The sequence below is a fragment of the Epibacterium sp. ABV4_022 genome, assembly GCF_056159345.1.
Map to the genome: position 1 here is coordinate 1,468,272 of NZ_JBSWVA010000001.1, position 16,816 is coordinate 1,485,087.

Sequence of the window (16,816 nt, forward strand, 5' to 3'; positions counted from 1 at the left end):
TTGCCAAGGCCATGTCCATTGCTCACATGGGTTTAGGGGACCGGTGATGCAGGACAAAAGCGGTTGGTCTCAGACGCTGCCGGTGTATTCGCCGCGCGCCGGGTAGCTGTTGGCGATGGCAAAATCCAGCGCTGCCACCAGTTCGGAAAAATGCGGGCGCACAAAGGGCATGGTCTGCACGGAGCCATAATAGAGCGTCTGTTCCGGCGTCACCATGAACAGGCCCGGCTCGGAAAACAGCGCCGGCTCTTCAATGCCGATCGAGGTGGTGCCGCGCGACGTCGAGATATAAAGCCCCCAGTCCTTGGCGACATTCAGCGGCAGATCATAGGCAAAGCGCAGATTTTTGGCTTCGATCTTTTCGGCCATCAACCGGGTGCGGTCCTCGTCGTCAGAGCTGATGGCGATGCAGTTGACGCCGCGTTCGGCAAAATCTGCGGCGCGCTTTTCAAACTCTTTCAGGTAGGTGGCGCAGATCGGGCAGTGCAGGCCGCGATAGAAGCAGATGACAGTGCCGCGCTCGGACACTTCGGAGGCAAGGTCGAACTGGCCGCTGCCCAGCAAAGGCAGCGACAGGGCAGGGGTTTTCTGGCGAGGGATCAGCATGGGCAACTCCGGTATGCTTGCGGCCGACAGGGGGTCGGTGTGTTGTGTGGGATCTCTATCGCACGCATTTGTGCTTGGTAATTCCGAAAAAACTGACCTAAAACCCGGATGTGCGCCGGATATGCGTATGTGGAGGATGTGATGGACCGTCTCACCAGTCTTATTTCGCGGTTTCGGATGCGGGTGGATATCGCGGCCTGTCCGCACGCAAATCTGTGCGTTCTGACCGGGCGCGCAGGGGGGCATACCCTGCTGTTTACACCCGGCAGCACAGTGCAGCCCACGGAGGCCGCTGCAGGCGCCGTCTGCCTTGCGCTGCGGGTGGACTGGGACGGGGCGCATAACCCTTTGGTGGCGGCGTTGCCGCAGCGGGTCGAGGTGGCGTTGTCCCAAACCCCGCAGTTGGCCGCGATTCTGGACCTGATGCGGCAGGAGCTTGAGGCCCATCGCTGCGGGGCGGAATTGGTTCTGTCCAGTCTCGGGCAGGCGTTGATGGTGCGGCTGTTGCGCCATCTGATCGAGGCAGGCACCGCAGAGCCGGGTCTGCTGGCAGGGCTTGCCGATCAGCGGCTGGCCCGCGCGATTGTGTCGATGCATGATGAGCCGGGACGGGTCTGGACCACCGCTGATCTGGCGCAGGAGGCGGGGTTGTCGCTGTCGCGGTTCTCGGAGCTGTTCTCAGCGCAGATGAACGAGACGCCGATGGGATACCTGCGACGCTGGCGGTTGACGCTGGCGCGGCAGGATCTGCTCCGGGGCGACCGGGTCGAGGCCGTTGCCCGCCGCTATGCGTATGAGTCACCCGAAGGGTTTACCCGTGCCTTTCGCAAAGCCTACGGCGTGGCGCCGGTGTTGCTGAGGCAAAGCGCGGCCTGAGGCTGGGCTGCGTTTGGCCCACCTGCGCGTGCCCCATGGGCATGGCCGGTGTTGCGTATTCTGACATCTGTTGAGTGTGAGGGCAAACGCCGCGCGCCCGCCCCTCGATGGGGCGGGCGCGCGGGCCTGCCGGTGGCGCGCAAGCGGCCAAGGGCCCCTTGCGCGCGCCGCCCTTCGGGCGGCAGGCGTCCAGATCAGAGCAGGGTGTCAGGGCGTCCAGGTGAGGAAGTTGCCGATCATCCTGAGGCCGACATGCTGGCTTTTTTCCGGGTGGAACTGCATGCCGAGCATGGTGTCGCGCCCGATCACCGCTGTTACATCCCCGGCGTAATCCACATGCGCCAGCCGTTCGGCCGGATTGGCGACACGGAAGTGATAGCTGTGAACAAAATAGCAGTGATCGCCCGTCGAGATGCCATCAAACACCGGGTGCGGGTTGTCTATCACCAGATCGTTCCAGCCCATATGCGGCACCTTGAGGCGCGTATCGGCAGGCGTGATCTTCACCACGTCTCCGCCCACCCAGCCGAGGCCCGGCGTCTCGGCATATTCGTGCCCCGTCGTGGCCATCAACTGCATGCCGACACAAATCCCGAGGAAGGGGCGGCCTTTCACCTCTACGGCCTCGACCATCGCGTCATAAATGCCTTTGTGGCCGCGCAACTCTGCCGCGCAGGCGGGAAAGGCCCCATCGCCCGGCAGCACCAGCCGGTCGGCGCGGGCGACCACATCGGCGTCGGAGGTCACCACAACCTCACCAGCGCCGACCTCGGCCGCCATGCGCTGAAACGCTTTTTCGGCGGAGTGCAGGTTGCCGGATTCATAGTCGATGATGGCGGTCAGCATGGGATCGTCCTCGGGATGGTGTGAACCCCGAGGTGGCGTTGAGCCATCACAGGGTCTAGGGGCACGGGATCAAAGGGCAGGGCAGCAGTCCGGCGCAAGCGCCTCAGAGCGCGCCTTTGGTGGAGGGCACGGCGTCCGCTTTGCGCGGGTCGACCTCGACCGCGGTGCGCAGCGCACGGGCGACGGCCTTGAATGCGGCCTCGGCGATGTGGTGGCTGTTCACCCCATGGATCTGGTCGATGTGCAGGGTGATGCCGCCATGGGTCGCAAGCGCCTGGAAGAACTCGCGCACCAGTTCGGTGTCAAAAGTGCCGATTTTTTGCGTGGGAAGATCCACATTCCACACAAGGAAAGGTCGGGCCGAAAGATCCAGCGCGGCACGCACCTGTGCGTCATCCATCGGCAAGTGGCACTCGCCGTAGCGGTTGATGCCTTTTTTGTCGCCAAGCGCCTGCACCAGCGCCTGACCCAGCGCGATACCGGTATCCTCGACGGTGTGGTGGTCGTCGATATGATAATCCCCCTTGGCGCGGATGGTCATGTCGATCAGCGAGTGGCGCGACAGCTGGTCCAGCATGTGGTCAAAAAAGCCAACGCCGGTCTGATTGTCATATGTGCCGCTGCCGTCGAGGTTGACGGAGACGGAGATCTCCGTCTCGGCGGTCGAGCGGGAAACCTGGGCTGTGCGCATGGTGAAATCCTCAATCTGTCGCCTAGGCTTATAGGGTGCGAGGTGGCGCAGGCTCAAGGGGGATCGCAGGATTGCTGTGCCTCTGCTGTATCTCTGTGGCGCATCAGGAGCGCTCAGCGGCGGGATTGCCCTTTTTCGCGCTGCGTGCGAGGTTGCCGGGCAACCAGACCTGACAGAAGCTGAGGCGAGAAATGTCCACCTGCGTCTTTATCCAGATCCGCTGCAAACCCGGCACCACCTATAAGGTGGCCGAGGATATTGCGCTGCATGAGATCCATTCGGAGCTTTATTCCACCAGCGGGGAATATGATCTGCTGATGAAGCTCTACATCCCCTCGGGCGAGGATGTGGGTAAATATATCAATGACCACCTGTTGCAGATCCCCAATATCGAGCGGTCGCTGACGACGATGACGTTCAAGGTCTTCTGAGGATTACCAAAAAGAGCGCCTTGCGGCGCGCCGGTTGCGCTTTTCCCTGTGGGAAAAGCCTGTTGCGAGGCGCTGCCTCGCGCTCCGGGATATTTGTAAGAAGATGAAAAGGCGCCCGCTTTGGTCGGGGCGCCTTTTGTTTTAGGTCAGCTGTTCAGGAGGCCTTCGGATTTGAGGGTCTCATAGGCGGTGTCGATGCCGGTCTTGGTGCGTTTGAGCATCTCGTCGACCTCTGCCTTTGTGATGATCAGCGGTGGGCAGAAGGCGAGCGCGTTTCCGGCCACGGCGCGCAGGATCAGGCCCGCGTCCTGGCAGGCTTTGACTGCTGCAGCGCCGCCTTTGCCTCCGGGGATGGTGGCGCCGGTGGTCTTGTTGGAGACCAGTTCGAGCGCCGCGATCAGGCCTTTGCCGCGCACCTCGCCCACCAGCGGGTGATCGGTAAAGATCTCGCGCAGCCGCGCTTGCATGTAAGCGCCCACCTCGGCGGCATGTTCAAAGATCTTGTCGCGCTCGTAGATTTCCAGCGTTTTCAGGGCGGCGGCGCAGGCGGCGGGGTGGCCGGAGTAGGTATAGCCGTGGCCAAAGACGCCGACCTCATTGGTCTGATCCACCATCGCCTTGTACATCCAGCCGGGAATGACCGAGGCGGAGATCGGGAAATAGGCCGAAGACAGCTGTTTGGCAAAGGTCATCAGGTCCGGCTTGATGCCCATGGTGGTGCAGCCGAAATCGGCGCCTGTGCGGCCAAAGCCGCAGATGACCTCATCCGCCCAGATCAGGATGTCATGTTTGCGCAGGAGAGCTTGCAGCCCCTCGTAGTAGCCTTCGGGGGGGACGATCACGCCGGAGGCGCCGGTGATCGGCTCTACGATCATCGCGGCGATGGTGTCGGGGTCCTCGGCGAGGATCTGGTCTTCTAGGTTCTGCAGAATGCGTTCGACAAACTGCGCCTCAGTCTCATTTCCCTGACGGCCTGTGTAGTAATGCGGTGCATCGGCGCGCAGGATCGACAGTGCCTCAAGGGGCGCGTCGAAATGGGCGAGGTTGGCGGGCAGGGAGGTCAGCGACCCGGCCGCCACCGTCACGCCATGGTAGCCGCGCTCGCGGGTGATGATCTTGCGCTTTTGCGGCTTGCCGATCGCGTTGAAGTAATAGCGCAGCATTTTGTAGTGGCTGTCGTTTGCGTCGGAGCCGGAGTTGCCAAAGAAGAAATAGGCATCCTCCACCGGCACCATCGCCTTGAGCTTCTCGGCCAGTTGCATCACCGGCGCGTGGGTCTTGCCGCCGAATGTGTGCTGGAAGGGCAGGCGGTTCAGCTGGTCGGTGATCGCCTCCACCACCTCGGTGTTGGAATAGCCCAGCGAGGTACACCACAGCCCCGCGAGCCCTTCGATGTATTCCTTGCCACTGTCGTCGTAGACGTAGATCCCCTCACCATGGGTGATGCAGAGCTGCTCCGTCGCGGTGAAATTCGTCGTCGGGTAGATCACGGAGGACATCTGGCCATTCCTTTGCTGTCTCAGGTTGTCACAAGGATTGGCGCGGTGCTGCGTGGCAGTCAAAGACTTTTGATCAAAAAGTGCAAGTAACTGCCCTGAAACGCGAAAAGCCGCCCCGGAGGAGCGGCCTTTTCGTTTTCGAATGGAGCGGGCGAGGCGATTCGAACGCCCGACCCTAACCTTGGCAAGGTTATGCTCTACCCCTGAGCTACGCCCGCGCTGCCATTCGGTGAGGCGGGGTTTATGAAATCCCGCCGGGGGCTGCAAGCGGAAAATGAAATCCATTGAGACTTTTCTTGGGGTCGTTTTATCACCCAACGGCGCGCGAATGGATGGGCGCGGCGATTGCATCGTCTGATGAAGGTTGCGCCAAAGCTACATCGGAAAACGGTGATGTTATGCTCGACCCTGGGTTGGGCATAGGGAGTTGGTCTCAACTATGTTAAGGACGTTTTCGACTGGGTGAGTTGGAATGACTTTTCAGCAAGGCAACGAATGGCCCCTAAGGTCTATTTGATATAAATGAAACTTCCCTTTCGGGGCGGTGGTTTAGGAGACTCTTCCGTGAAGAAAACTGACTTTTTAAGTGCTTTCTCTAGCGACATTGGCGTGGTTCTACAGTCGGAATTGGCAGCTGACACAGCGCAAAACATGGACCACGGTGAAACACTCACCGGCACTGCAGATGGCGAGCTTATAACGGGCACCAGTACCGATGATGAAATTGATGGCGGTGCCGGGAATGACACGCTGCTTGGCGGTTCGGGGTCGGATGTTCTGGACGGTGGTTCTGGCGACGACTTCATCTTTGGTACGGGCGAGGATGCCTCTGACACAGGTGCCGACACTTTGAACGGTGGTTCGGGGGACGATACGCTGCTTGGTGGCAGCGGTGCGAGCACGTTCTCTGGTGGTTCTGGCAACGATCAGATCACGTCGCTTTCGGGCGCGGACGACATTTCTGGTGGCATCGGGCATGACAGTATCTTTTCCGGTGAGGGGAATGATCGCGTCTTTGGGAATAGTGGCGACGATTTCATCAATGGTGGGGCTGGCAACGATTACCTAAGCGGACACACCGGTGCTGATACGATCTTTGGTGGTCTTGGGCGCGACAGCATCCGTGGTGGTTCAGGCAATGACAGCCTGATCGGTCAGGGCGGCAATGACATCATCGATGCCCATGACGGCGACGATTTTGTTCAGGGCGACATCGGAGAAGACAGCCTCGATGGGGGCGCTGGGAATGACACATTGGACGGCGGGATCGGTCACGACAGCATTCTTGGCGGCGCCGGTGATGATGAAATTTCGGCCGGTCGCGGAAACGATACTGTTTTCGCCGGAGAGGGAAATGACACCATCTCGAGCTGGGGGTTCGGCTCGACCCTCATGGGTGCAAATTATATTGATGGTGGGGCAGGCGACGACGACATCGAGGGCGCTTCGGGCAATGACACACTGATCGGCGGTGCCGGCAATGATACCATTAATGCGCGCAGTGGCGTGAATGATGTTTCTGGTGGCGATGGAAACGATTATGCTTACACTTCAGGCGACGGATCGACAATTCGCGGCGACGATGGTGATGATACAATCTCCGCCACATATGTAGATGATGCGCGCCTCTATGGCGGCACAGGTGACGACGTCATTGTGTTCTCTGGGAACAATACGATCGCGTATGGCGGCGAAGGGAACGACCATATCACAATCGGCGGCTACTACTACGCCAACGAAACTACCGGCGAAGCCCGGGGTGGTGCAGGGGATGATCTGATCGAAGGATCATGGTTGGACGATGTGATCTACGATGGCACCGGAAACGATAGCGTCGACGCAGGTCAAGGCGATGACAGTATTTTCTCATTTGGAGGCAACAACGTGCTCGACGGTGGTGCGGGCGCAGACACATTCTATTTTGGTGGCGCTGCCGGGGTTTCGACGATTGTTGATTTCGATGCCGAAGAAGACAGCGTGGTGTTCGATGCTGACGGTTCGGACTCCGCCGACGACTATGAACAGTTGTCCGCATCTCTGGCGCAGCAGGTCGGTACAGATGTGTACATCTACGCCTCTGTACCCGTGAGCGAAGGTAGCAGTACGATGGTGCCTCATGTGATTATTCTGCAAGAGGTCACTATGGCTGATCTGACTGCCAATGACATCTTGTTGAGCTGATCCACATTTGCGCTGGTGTGCCCTTAACTCGGCAACGCCAGCGCCGCAGCCTGAATTCTATGGTATCGCACAGGCCCGTGAGGGCGCAGTGTCGCATTTGGTTGCGCTTGGTGGGACGCTACCGTGAGTATGCTGGTGGCGTAAAAAAACCGCCCAGAGGGCGGTGCTTTTATTCGAATGGAGCGGGCGAGGCGATTCGAACGCCCGACCCTAACCTTGGCAAGGTTATGCTCTACCCCTGAGCTACGCCCGCGCTGCCATTCGGTGAAGCGGGGTTTATGAAATCCCGCCAAAGGCTGCAAGAGGAAAAATGCGAATTGGCGGAAATTCTTGCGGCGGGACCCGCGTCGCGCCGGGGCAGGGGGTGCTGTTTCATGGAGGCGGGGGAATGCGAAAGGCCGCCCCGACGACGGAGCGGCCTTTTCGATTTCGAATGGAGCGGGCGAGGCGATTCGAACGCCCGACCCTAACCTTGGCAAGGTTATGCTCTACCCCTGAGCTACGCCCGCGCTGCCATTCGGTGAGACGGGATTTATAAAACACCGCCGGGGGCTGCAAGGGCAAATCCCATCTGGGCGCGGATTTTTCTCATGTGCAAACGCCGGCGACGGATCTGGGCGCTACGAGCGTATCACGGAACAGGAGATCACAGCAGGCACAGCCGGGAGAGATGACATGAGCGTTTGGGATACGGTGCGGACAGGGGCCCTGGCGGGCGCCCTGGTGCTGGCGGGCGTGGCGCAGGAGGCGGGGCAGGGTGCGCCGCAGGCGCGTATCCCCGAGGCGCCGTCGGTGCAGCTCGACCCGCTCGCGCCGGTGCAGCCGGAGGCCACCACAACTGCCCCGGACCTGCGCCTGACTGGCCGGGTCGGTGACGAGGCGCAGGGATAACCTGCGCGTCATCCTCAGCTTAGGACCGACACCGGTTCCAAGGCGCAATGGCGTGTTGATACTGTCCCCGGGCGCGGCGCTACTTGACCGGCACCTTGTGTTTCTTAAGGGCCTTGGTCAGTTCCCTGTCGACCAGCGACATCAGCGCCTTGTCCTTTGCGGCGGCCTTGGCGGCCATATCGGTCATCTGGGCCTCGCTTTCCTTGCCGGTGGCGCGCGAAATGATGGCGCCATAGCCGACCTTGAGGCTTTCGTCGCTGACCTTGTTCATCACCTCCGCCCAGAGTTTCGCCTTCAGCGTATTGGGGATGTCGTTTGTCTTGGCGATCTTGGCGAGACGATCCGGGAAGATCTTGCCTTGCAGGATCTCCTTGTTCTTGTAGGCCCATTTCTTCTGGAAACCGCCGAGGTTCTTCACCAGCCCGCCCAGCAGGGCGGAATAGAGGATCGAGGTCACGATCGCCTGGAATTCCTTTTCGGTCGGGGCCTTGCCGCTCTTCATGATGCGGCCCAGTTCCTTGACCGCTTCGCCCAGCACTGTCTTGATCACCTCCTGACCCGAGCCGGCCAGGTAGTTGGCGATGAACTTCTGCATCTGCTTGGTGCTGAGGAAGGCCACCTTGCCGGCCAGTTTCGGCGCCACCCATTTGGCGGCGTCGTCGCAGAACCCCAGCGGGATCTTGCTGCCGATGCCACCGGTCAGCCCGCCGACGGTGCCGTCGATCACGATCGACTGGATAGAGCCCCAGACCGTCACCTTCTGGCCGCTGGCGTGTTTGCCCAGCTCCTGGCTGGCGCTTTGCAACACGCCAACCCCGGCGCCGGAGGCGATCGCCGCGCTGCCCGCGGACATGCCCGCCCCGGTGACCAGCACCGGCGCTGCCAGCGCGCCCACCACCGCAAAACAGGCCGCCGAGGACACCGTCAGCACCGTGGCCGTGGTCTGGGCGGAGCCGGTGAACTCCTTGAGGAACCGCAGCAAGTCGGCGTTGAAGGCGCCAATGGCTTTCTCCGCCTCCGGCAGCGCCTCGTTGATCAGTTTCAGATCCTTGGACACCATCGCCCGTTCCAGCTTGCCGCTGGCAGAGATCGACCTCAGGCAGAGCTTGTTCTTTGGCATTTCGACCGACCCGGCCTGAAGGATGATGGCCTGCGCCACCGCATCCAGGACCCCGTCCTTCATCTGCGCCACATCGAGATAGTGCCGGTAGGTTTCCAGCGCGTTGTCATGGTTGCGCAGCAACGATTTCATATAGGGGGTCAGGCGCTTGATCACATCGGCCTTGACGCTTTCGAATTCCTTCGGCGTGCAGAGGATCTTCTTGCCGCGGAAGTTCACCTCCACCATCGGCTCCTTGGCGGCCTTGGCCTCTTCGGCGAGCTGCTTCTTGTAGCCCGGCAGCAGCATCTTGAAGGTCCGCCCGCCGGGATCGACCACCTTGTCGGGATGTTTGAACCCGGCCTTCTTCTGAAAGGCGGCGATGGCCTTCAACAGCCCCGCGTCCATTTTCTTGGAGGTGCCGAGCGGGCCGATCTTGTTGGCTTCGAGCATCTGGCGCACCAGCAGCACATCGGCGGGCTTGTTCTTGACCTCATCGCCGGAACTAAGACGGGGCGACAGGCCCACCGGAGCGGAAAGTTTTGCAGACGACATGAGCCAACCTCGGAAACAGATAGATCAATAATGAATGGCGACAGTTTTGGGGCGCGGATCAAAAGGTGCAAGCTTGACAGGCGGGAATTGACGCAGCCCCGGGCAATTTTCCCCGGAGTCGGGTCAGTAATGCTGACCCGTTCGCCCGCGTCGCCATCGCCGGTCCGCCTGGGTCGTGCGGGCAGCGCCGGGACCTGTGGCGCAATCGCCGCACCCCTGTGCCTCGCGGGGCCGTGATCCCGCGACGGAGGCAAACTGCGCTACTGCGGTGACCACAGCCGCCACAGGAGCCCCCGGATGCCCGACCGTTCAGAGCAGATCGCGTTCCACCGCCTTCCCGACATCGCGCCGGAGGAGATCACCGCCCATATGTCCGACCCGCGCCTGCGGGACCATATGCCCCTGCTCGACGGGGTGCGCTGGGATGCCGCCACCACCGAGAAATTCGTCGCCGGCAAAGAGCGCTGTTGGGCGCAGGACGGGCTCGGGCATTGGGCCTTTGTGGTCGGGGGCCGCTATGTGGGCTGGGGTGGCTTCCAGAAAGAAGGCGACGACTGGGATTTTGGCCTGGTGCTACGCCCGGATGCGTTTGGCCTCGGCCGGCGCATCGCCGACAAGGCACTTCAGTTTGCCCGGAAGGACCCGCGCATTCCCTATGTGACCTTCCTGCTGCCCCCCAGCCGCCGCCACCTCGGCGCGCTGCGTCGCCTGGGCGCGGAGGAGATCGGGATGGTGCCGTATCAGGGGGCGGAGTTTCGCAAGTTCAGGTTGCTGACCGGCTCGGATGCCTGAGCGGCCCCCTGACACGCGGCCTCCTGACACCCCAGCTGTAATAACTTGAGACGCGCCCATGAAAAAGCCGCAGTCCCGGTGGGGAGCTGCGGCTCAATCCTAGCATGTGGCGTGGATCACTCCAGCTCGACCAGCAGGTCCTTGGCGTCGATCTGGCCGCCGGGCTGGACGTGCACGGCCTTCACCACCGCGTCGCGCTCGGCATGCAGGCCGGTTTCCATCTTCATCGCCTCGATGGTCAGCAACAGGTCGCCCTCATGCACCTGCTGGCCCACCTGCACCCCGATCGAGGCCACGACACCGGGCATCGGCGCGCCGACGTGGTTGGCATTGCCGACCTCGGCCTTGGGGCGCTGCGCGGTGGAGGATTTCACCAGACGGTTGGGCACCCGGATGACACGTGGCTGGCCGTTCAGTTCAAAGAACACCTTCACCTCACCCTGTTCATCGGTCTCGCCGATGGCTTGCAGGCGGATTTCCAGCGTCTTGCCGGGGTCAATCTCGGCGGTGATCTCGTCCCCCGGCTCCATGCCGTAGAAGAACGTCCGTGTCGGCAGCGCGCGCACCGGGCCGTACTGGCGGTGGCGCCCCATGTAATCCAGGAACACCTTGGGATACATCAGATAGCCGTTCAGATCCTCGTCATCGACCTTGAAGCCTTCGAGCTCTTTGGACAGCTCCGCGCGGGTGTTCTCAATGTCGACAGGCTCCAGATGCGCGCCGGGGCGTTCCAGATTGGGGGCCTCGCCCTTCAGCACCTTCTTGACGATGCCTTCGGGGAACCCGCCCGGAGGCTGGCCGAGGTTGCCGCGCATCATGTCCACCACCGAGTCGGGGAAGGAGACGTCGGTTTTGGGGTCCTCGACCTGCGCGCGGGTCAGGCCCTGAGAGACCATCATCAGCGCCATGTCGCCCACCACCTTGGAGGAGGGCGTCACCTTCACGATGTCACCAAACATCTGGTTCACATCGGCATAGGTCTGGGCGACCTCGTGCCAGCGCTCCTCCAGGCCGAGGCTGCGCGCCTGCGCCTTGAGGTTGGTGAACTGGCCGCCGGGCATCTCGTGCAGGTACACCTCGGAAGAGGGCGCCTGCATGCCGGATTCAAAGGCCGCGTAATGGGCGCGCACATCGTCCCAATAGTCCGAGATCTCGCGCACCGCGCCGATGTCGAGACCGGTGTCGCGGTCGGTATGGCGCAGGGCCTCGACCACGGTGCCCAGCGTCGCCTGCGAGGTATTGCCGGAGAAGGCATCCATGGCGCAGTCGACCGCATCGACCCCGGCCTCGGCGGCGGCAAGGATGGTGGCCACGGCGACACCGGCGGTGTCATGGGTGTGGAAGTGGATCGGCAGGCCGACCTCTTCCTTCAGCGCCTTGATCAGCTGACGCGCGGCGACCGGCTTCAGCAGGCCGGCCATGTCCTTGAGGCCCAGCACATGAGCGCCCGCGGCCTCCAGCTCCTTGGCCATGCCGACGTAGTATTTCACGTCATACTTGGCCCGCGCCGGATCGTTGATGTCGCCGGTATAGCAGATGGTGCCTTCGCAGATCTTGCCGCTCTCAACCACCGCATCCATGGCGACGCGCATGTTCTCGACCCAGTTGAGGCTGTCAAAAACGCGGAAGACGTCGATGCCCTTGGCGGCTTCCTTGACGAAGAACTGCACCACATTGTCGGGATAGTTGGTGTAACCCACCCCGTTGGAGCCGCGCAGCAGCATCTGCGTCATCAGGTTCGGCATCGCGTTGCGCAGGTCGCGCAGGCGCTGCCACGGGCATTCCTGCAAGAAGCGATAGGCCACATCGAACGTCGCCCCGCCCCAGCATTCAACCGAGAACAGCTGGCTGAGGTTCTGCGCATAGGCCGGCGCCACCTTGATCATGTCATGGCTGCGCATGCGGGTGGCCAGCAGCGACTGGTGTCCGTCGCGCATGGTGGTGTCGGTGAGCAGCAGCTGCCGCTGCGCCTTCATCCAGTCCGCGACCGCCTTGGCACCCTTTTGTTCCAACAGGTTACGGGTGCCGTAGGGCAGGTTGCCCTTGTCGACCTTGGGCGCGCGGGGCTCCTTCAGGTCGGGATGCGGCGCGGCACGGCCCTCGGTTTCCGGGTGACCGTTGACGGAGATATCCGCGATATAGGTCAGCACCTTGGTGCCCCGGTCACGCCGCTTGGCGAACTGGAACAGCTCCGGCGTCTCATCGATGAACTTGGTGGTGTATTCATTCGACAGGAAGGTCGGATGCTTCAGCAGGTTCTCGACAAAGGCGATGTTGGTGCTGACACCGCGCACGCGGAATTCACGCAGCGCGCGGTCCATACGGGCGATGGCTTTCTCCGGTGTCGGCGCCTTGGCCGTCACCTTGGTCAGCAGGCTGTCGTAATAGCGCGTGATCACCCCGCCCGCATAGGCGGTGCCGCCATCCAGACGGATGCCCATGCCGGTGGCCGAGCGATAAGCCGTGATGCGGCCATAGTCGGGGATGAAGTTGTTGAGCGGATCCTCGGTTGTCACACGGGTTTGCAGCGCGTGGCCATTGAGGGTGATATCACCCTGGCTGGCCTTGCCGGTGGCCTCTGCGAGAGTCTTGCCCTCGGCAATCAGGATCTGCGCCTGCACGATATCGATGCCGGTGACTTCTTCGGTAACGGTGTGTTCCACCTGCACCCGCGGGTTCACCTCGATGAAGTAGAAGTTGCCCGTCTCCATATCCATCAGGAATTCGACGGTGCCCGCACATTCATAGTTTACATGCTGGCAGATCTTGCGGCCCAGATCGCAGATCTCTTCGCGCTGCGCATCCGTCAGATAGGGCGCAGGGGCGCGTTCGACCACTTTTTGGTTGCGGCGCTGCACGGAGCAGTCGCGCTCAAACAGGTGGTAGATCTCGCCGTGCTTGTCGCCGAGGATCTGCACCTCGACGTGGCGGGCGCGGGTGATCATCTTTTCCAGATACCCTTCGCCATTGCCGAATGCGGCTTCGGCCTCGCGGCGGCCTTCCAGAACCTTCTCTTCCAGCTCGTCGTCCGAGTGGATCGGGCGCATGCCGCGTCCGCCGCCGCCCCAGCTCGCCTTGAGCATCAGGGGATAGCCGACCTCTGCCGCTTCCTTGCGGATCGCGTCCATGTCATCGCCCAGCACCTCGGTGGCGGGAATGACCGGCACGCCGGCCTCGATCGCCACGCGGCGGGCGCTGGCCTTGTCGCCCAGGGCGCGCATCGTCTCGGCCTTGGGGCCGATAAAGGTGATGCCGTTGCGTGCGCAGGCATCCACAAAATCGGGGTTTTCCGACAGCAGGCCATAGCCCGGGTGGATCGCATCGGCGCCGCATTCCTTGGCAACGCGAATGATCTCGTCGATCGACAGGTAGGCGGCAACCGGGCCGAGGCCCTCGCCGATGCGATAGGCTTCGTCCGCCTTAAAGCGGTGCAGGCCCAGTTTGTCCTCCTCCGCATAGACGGCCACGGTACGTTTGCCCATCTCGTTGGCGGCGCGCATCACACGGATGGCGATTTCGCCTCGGTTGGCAATCAGGATCTTGTTGAACTCAGTCATCTCTCCCCCGGGGTCTTGATGGATGGCGAAGTGGTAACGGCTGTATGACACGCAGAACATCCCGGCTTGTGGGTATCTGCGGCATGATCGCGTTCACTTGCGCCCCTTTTTCTTGAATTTCGGCGGATGGGAGTGCCGAAACGCGAAGGTTGCGCCGGAAATTCCGGCGTTCTGCCGCCACGGAAGGCCGTTTGGGAAGGCGGGCTGGCGTTGTTTTACCGATCCCGGGGCGCGGGTGCACGCATTTTTTTGCAGTGCAGCATTTCGCCCCTGTGCTTTGGAGGCGTTAACCACTCTAAAGGATAGTGCTTCTATTCGAGAGGATTTCGGATAAATTTTAATCAACAGCACCGGATCTGCAAAACGCGATCCCCAAAGACCACCGCAAACCAAGGTCACAGCCACACGCACCAAGGAACACCGAGATGCACCGCTTTGTCTATGTCAGCACCGCCAGCCAGGATCTCACCGCGCATCAGATCGCGGATATCGCAGGCACCTGTCATCGCAACAACCGCAACGCCGGGCTGACCGGTATGCTGCTGGCGCATCAGGGCCGGTTCCTGCACATTCTCGAAGGCGACGAAGCTGCCATCCGCCGTCGCGCCCAGAAAATCCAGGACGATCCGCGCCACCGCGATTTCGAGGTGCTGCAAGCTCGCGAAATTCAGATGCGCGCCTTTACCGACTGGGTCTTTGTGCATGAAACACCCGAGGCACTGCCGCTTCTGGGCGGCGAGAATATCGCGCCGCTGCGTGCCTTGTTGCCGATCAACAGCAGCCTGCGCGGTCGTGACCTGACGGTGCGCCATCTGGTGCGCGACTTCCTGGCCAGCTTCAGACAATTGCTGGCCGCATAAGGCCGGACGCGTCAGCGCATCACCCATAACAACCAGTCTGACCCGGGGGGGGGATAGGCGGGGGAGGCGCGGTCCTTGGGCGAGGATCGCGCCTGAACTTTTGCGCGCTCAGTCCAGATGCAGCCACCTGAGGTCGCGCAGCTCGGCCAGCGTGCCGATGCCCAGCTGTCCCATATTGGCGCTCAGATCCTTGCTCAGGATGTCATGCAGATGCGCCGGTCCCGCGGCCCCCAATGCTGCAAGCGCATAGTGCCACGCCCGCCCCAGCATCACAAAATCCGCCCCCAGCGCCATGGCGCGCAGAATATCCAGACCGCCCTCGATGCCGCTATCCAGGATCAGCGGCAGGCCGGTGGCGGCGCGCATCTCTTCCAGCACCTCGATCGGGGCAGGGGCCGCATCAAACTGACGGCCCGCGTGGTTGGAGATCCAGATCGCATCAACCCCTGCCGCCTCCAGCCGGGGCGCGTCGCGCGCATCCAACACGCCCTTGACCACCAGCGGCCCCTCCCAGTGATCGCGCAGCCATCGCAGGTAATCCCAATCGGGCGCAGTGCGCAGCAAATAGCCGATATGCGCGGTCGACGACAGCGCCGAGGCCGCGCCCTCGATGTATTTGTCCAGCGTGCGCATATGCGGCATGCCGCCATCGCCCCGATGCTGCCGCGCCATCCCCAGCGCCCATGTGGGGCGTATCGCCACCTGTGCCAGCAGGCGCGGGGTCAGGCGGGGTGGCTGTGTCAGCCCCGACCGCACCTGCCGTTCCCGGCGCGAGGCCACCGGCACATCAACCGTCAGCACCAAGACCTTGAACCCGGCCGCGCGGGCGCGGGCCAACATGTCCTTGCGGATGCCCTCATCCTTGGGCGGATACATCTGAAACCAGCCCTGTTCGCCCAGATGCGGGGCCAGATCCTCGGGGCTTTGGCTCGCCACTGTCGAGAGCCCATAGGGGATCTGGGTCGCCGCCGCATGACGGGCCAGATGACCCTCGGCATCGGGCCAGATCAGCCCCGACATCCCCACCGGCGCAATGCCAAAGGGGCGCGGCAGTCTGGTGCCAAACAGCGTGGTGCTCAGGTCCACCTCCTGCGGTCCCCCCAGGATCGCAGGCATCAGCCCGATCCGGTCAAGACAGCGGCGATTGCGCGCCTGCGTGGCTTCTCGCCCGGTGGCGCTGTCGAGATACTCCCAGACAAAACGGGGCAGGCGCGCGCGGGCCCTGGCGCGCAGATCATCAAGGCCGGGGAAACGTTGATCCAAAGTCATGACCGCCATCATTGGCGTTTCGGCGGCCCTGTCCAGCCCCCTCCGGCCCCGGCGCGGAGCGGGCTGGCGTCAGGCGGCCAGTTGCGGCGTGAACCGCGGCAGCAGATCCCGCAACCCGCGCCGCTGTGGCAGGGACCGCAGCGCGTAGAGAGAACCGAGCGCCTGCCGGGCATCCTCCGGCAGCTGATCCGGCAGCAGCAAGACCATGGGTGTCTCCGGATAACAGCGCAGGCCCGCGGGTGTATCGCTGATCACGGTGATGTCGTGATGACGGGCATCCGTCCGGATTGCGGCAAAGCGGGCGGCGACGGCCGCCTCCGGACCTTCGAGGATTTGCAGGAACGCACCATCGGAAAACACCAGCGCGCCGGTCAGCCCGCAGGCGGCATTCTTGCGCCGCGATTTCTCGACGATGGCGGCGGTCTTTTCCTCCGTCATCGAGGTCAGGGCGTGGCTCAGGTACATCAATCGGCGCATGGTGGCTCTACTCTCTCCGCATCCGGCGCGGTGTCCCGAGTTCTACAGACCGCGCTGCGCAGATGCGAGGTCCCATCGGCGCAGAGCCGTCCGCATTCGACCAGCGTCCCTATCCCTTTGGCGCGCGCAGCCGCCACTTTATTCCCGTGGGCGTCGCTGCTATGCGGATTGCCAGGGCAAACGGAA

The 16,816-nt window shown here is 62.4% G+C and carries 15 protein-coding genes and 3 tRNA genes; 6 read left to right on the plus strand and 12 right to left on the minus strand.

The features are described 5' to 3' along the window. Window positions 1-69: 69 nt before the first annotated feature. Window positions 70-606: a peroxiredoxin-like family protein gene (locus ACXAF5_RS07010; protein ID WP_474946057.1), complete on the minus strand. Its 537-nt coding sequence runs from the start codon at window positions 604-606 to the stop codon at window positions 70-72. A gap of 141 nt (window positions 607-747) precedes the next feature. On the opposite strand from ACXAF5_RS07010, the gene ACXAF5_RS07015 reads away from it, so the two are divergent. Beyond that, the gene (locus ACXAF5_RS07015) at window positions 748-1,482 is read left to right on the plus strand and encodes a helix-turn-helix transcriptional regulator (RefSeq protein ID WP_474946058.1); all 735 of its coding nucleotides are present in this window, start codon (window positions 748-750) and stop codon (window positions 1,480-1,482) included. A 207-nt stretch (window positions 1,483-1,689) separates the two neighbouring features. Here the strand turns inward: ACXAF5_RS07015 and hisH are convergent, their stop codons facing one another. Further along, on the minus strand, window positions 1,690-2,328 hold the full coding sequence (hisH, locus tag ACXAF5_RS07020) for an imidazole glycerol phosphate synthase subunit HisH (protein WP_474946059.1): 639 nt from the start codon (window positions 2,326-2,328) through the stop codon (window positions 1,690-1,692). 103 nt (window positions 2,329-2,431) lie between these two features. Then, window positions 2,432-3,019, minus strand: a complete 588-nt coding sequence (hisB, locus tag ACXAF5_RS07025; protein WP_065322726.1) for an imidazoleglycerol-phosphate dehydratase HisB — start codon at window positions 3,017-3,019, stop codon at window positions 2,432-2,434. A 191-nt stretch (window positions 3,020-3,210) separates the two neighbouring features. On the opposite strand from hisB, the gene ACXAF5_RS07030 reads away from it, so the two are divergent. After that, on the plus strand, window positions 3,211-3,450 hold the full coding sequence (locus tag ACXAF5_RS07030; protein ID WP_005652398.1) for an Lrp/AsnC family transcriptional regulator: 240 nt from the start codon (window positions 3,211-3,213) through the stop codon (window positions 3,448-3,450). A 146-nt stretch (window positions 3,451-3,596) separates the two neighbouring features. On the opposite strand, the gene ACXAF5_RS07035 is transcribed toward ACXAF5_RS07030, so the two are convergent. Together ACXAF5_RS07035 and ACXAF5_RS07040 are read right to left on the minus strand one after the other, a co-directional pair. After that, window positions 3,597-4,949, minus strand: a complete 1,353-nt coding sequence (locus ACXAF5_RS07035; protein WP_474946060.1) for an aminotransferase — start codon at window positions 4,947-4,949, stop codon at window positions 3,597-3,599. Between the two features lie 143 nt (window positions 4,950-5,092). Further along, a tRNA-Gly gene (locus ACXAF5_RS07040) sits at window positions 5,093-5,167 on the minus strand. Window positions 5,168-5,513: 346 nt separating this feature from the next. Here ACXAF5_RS07040 and ACXAF5_RS07045 point away from each other — a divergent pair. After that, window positions 5,514-7,130, plus strand: coding sequence for a calcium-binding protein (locus tag ACXAF5_RS07045; protein WP_474946061.1), 1,617 nt, complete (start codon window positions 5,514-5,516; stop codon window positions 7,128-7,130). 178 nt (window positions 7,131-7,308) lie between these two features. Here the strand turns inward: ACXAF5_RS07045 and ACXAF5_RS07050 are convergent. Beyond that, window positions 7,309-7,383: transfer RNA gene (locus ACXAF5_RS07050), tRNA-Gly, on the minus strand. Between the two features lie 181 nt (window positions 7,384-7,564). Then, window positions 7,565-7,639: transfer RNA gene (locus ACXAF5_RS07055), tRNA-Gly, on the minus strand. Between the two features lie 166 nt (window positions 7,640-7,805). On the opposite strand from ACXAF5_RS07055, the gene ACXAF5_RS07060 reads away from it, so the two are divergent. Then, window positions 7,806-8,021, plus strand: coding sequence for a hypothetical protein (locus tag ACXAF5_RS07060; protein ID WP_474946062.1), 216 nt, complete (start codon window positions 7,806-7,808; stop codon window positions 8,019-8,021). Window positions 8,022-8,100: 79 nt separating this feature from the next. On the opposite strand, the gene ACXAF5_RS07065 is transcribed toward ACXAF5_RS07060, so the two are convergent. Next, window positions 8,101-9,675, minus strand: a complete 1,575-nt coding sequence (locus ACXAF5_RS07065) for a hypothetical protein (protein ID WP_474946063.1) — start codon at window positions 9,673-9,675, stop codon at window positions 8,101-8,103. 297 nt (window positions 9,676-9,972) lie between these two features. Here ACXAF5_RS07065 and ACXAF5_RS07070 point away from each other — a divergent pair, with 297 nt between their 5' ends. Then, window positions 9,973-10,467, plus strand: a complete 495-nt coding sequence (locus ACXAF5_RS07070; protein ID WP_474946064.1) for a GNAT family protein — start codon at window positions 9,973-9,975, stop codon at window positions 10,465-10,467. A 116-nt stretch (window positions 10,468-10,583) separates the two neighbouring features. On the opposite strand, the gene ACXAF5_RS07075 is transcribed toward ACXAF5_RS07070, so the two are convergent. Beyond that, a complete protein-coding gene (locus tag ACXAF5_RS07075; RefSeq protein WP_474946065.1) occupies window positions 10,584-14,024 on the minus strand; it encodes a pyruvate carboxylase in 3,441 nt (1,146 codons plus the stop codon). Between the two features lie 93 nt (window positions 14,025-14,117). After that, window positions 14,118-14,435: a hypothetical protein gene (locus ACXAF5_RS07080; protein WP_474946066.1), complete on the minus strand. Its 318-nt coding sequence runs from the start codon at window positions 14,433-14,435 to the stop codon at window positions 14,118-14,120. A gap of 14 nt (window positions 14,436-14,449) precedes the next feature. On the opposite strand from ACXAF5_RS07080, the gene ACXAF5_RS07085 reads away from it, so the two are divergent. Next, window positions 14,450-14,884, plus strand: coding sequence for a BLUF domain-containing protein (locus tag ACXAF5_RS07085; RefSeq protein ID WP_474946067.1), 435 nt, complete (start codon window positions 14,450-14,452; stop codon window positions 14,882-14,884). Window positions 14,885-14,992: 108 nt separating this feature from the next. On the opposite strand, the gene ACXAF5_RS07090 is transcribed toward ACXAF5_RS07085, so the two are convergent. Then, window positions 14,993-16,153 carry an alpha-hydroxy acid oxidase gene (locus ACXAF5_RS07090; protein ID WP_474946068.1) on the minus strand — a complete coding sequence of 387 codons (1,161 nt, stop codon included), beginning with the start codon at window positions 16,151-16,153 and terminating at the stop codon, window positions 14,993-14,995. Between the two features lie 69 nt (window positions 16,154-16,222). Then, entirely contained in the window at window positions 16,223-16,630 is a 408-nt protein-coding gene (locus ACXAF5_RS07095) for a BLUF domain-containing protein (RefSeq protein WP_474946069.1), read from the minus strand. Window positions 16,631-16,816: the final 186 nt, after the last annotated feature.

Coding starts and splice junctions, on each gene's coding strand:
- ACXAF5_RS07010 (WP_474946057.1), bottom strand. CDS start 606: ATGCTGATCCCTCGCCAGAAAACCCCTGCCCTGTCGCTGCCTTTGCTG.
- ACXAF5_RS07015 (WP_474946058.1), top strand. CDS start 748: ATGGACCGTCTCACCAGTCTTATTTCGCGGTTTCGGATGCGGGTGGAT.
- hisH (WP_474946059.1), bottom strand. CDS start 2,328: ATGCTGACCGCCATCATCGACTATGAATCCGGCAACCTGCACTCCGCC.
- hisB (WP_065322726.1), bottom strand. CDS start 3,019: ATGCGCACAGCCCAGGTTTCCCGCTCGACCGCCGAGACGGAGATCTCC.
- ACXAF5_RS07030 (WP_005652398.1), top strand. CDS start 3,211: ATGTCCACCTGCGTCTTTATCCAGATCCGCTGCAAACCCGGCACCACC.
- ACXAF5_RS07035 (WP_474946060.1), bottom strand. CDS start 4,949: ATGTCCTCCGTGATCTACCCGACGACGAATTTCACCGCGACGGAGCAG.
- ACXAF5_RS07060 (WP_474946062.1), top strand. CDS start 7,806: ATGAGCGTTTGGGATACGGTGCGGACAGGGGCCCTGGCGGGCGCCCTG.
- ACXAF5_RS07065 (WP_474946063.1), bottom strand. CDS start 9,675: ATGTCGTCTGCAAAACTTTCCGCTCCGGTGGGCCTGTCGCCCCGTCTT.
- ACXAF5_RS07070 (WP_474946064.1), top strand. CDS start 9,973: ATGCCCGACCGTTCAGAGCAGATCGCGTTCCACCGCCTTCCCGACATC.
- ACXAF5_RS07075 (WP_474946065.1), bottom strand. CDS start 14,024: ATGACTGAGTTCAACAAGATCCTGATTGCCAACCGAGGCGAAATCGCC.
- ACXAF5_RS07085 (WP_474946067.1), top strand. CDS start 14,450: ATGCACCGCTTTGTCTATGTCAGCACCGCCAGCCAGGATCTCACCGCG.
- ACXAF5_RS07090 (WP_474946068.1), bottom strand. CDS start 16,153: ATGACTTTGGATCAACGTTTCCCCGGCCTTGATGATCTGCGCGCCAGG.
- ACXAF5_RS07095 (WP_474946069.1), bottom strand. CDS start 16,630: ATGCGCCGATTGATGTACCTGAGCCACGCCCTGACCTCGATGACGGAG.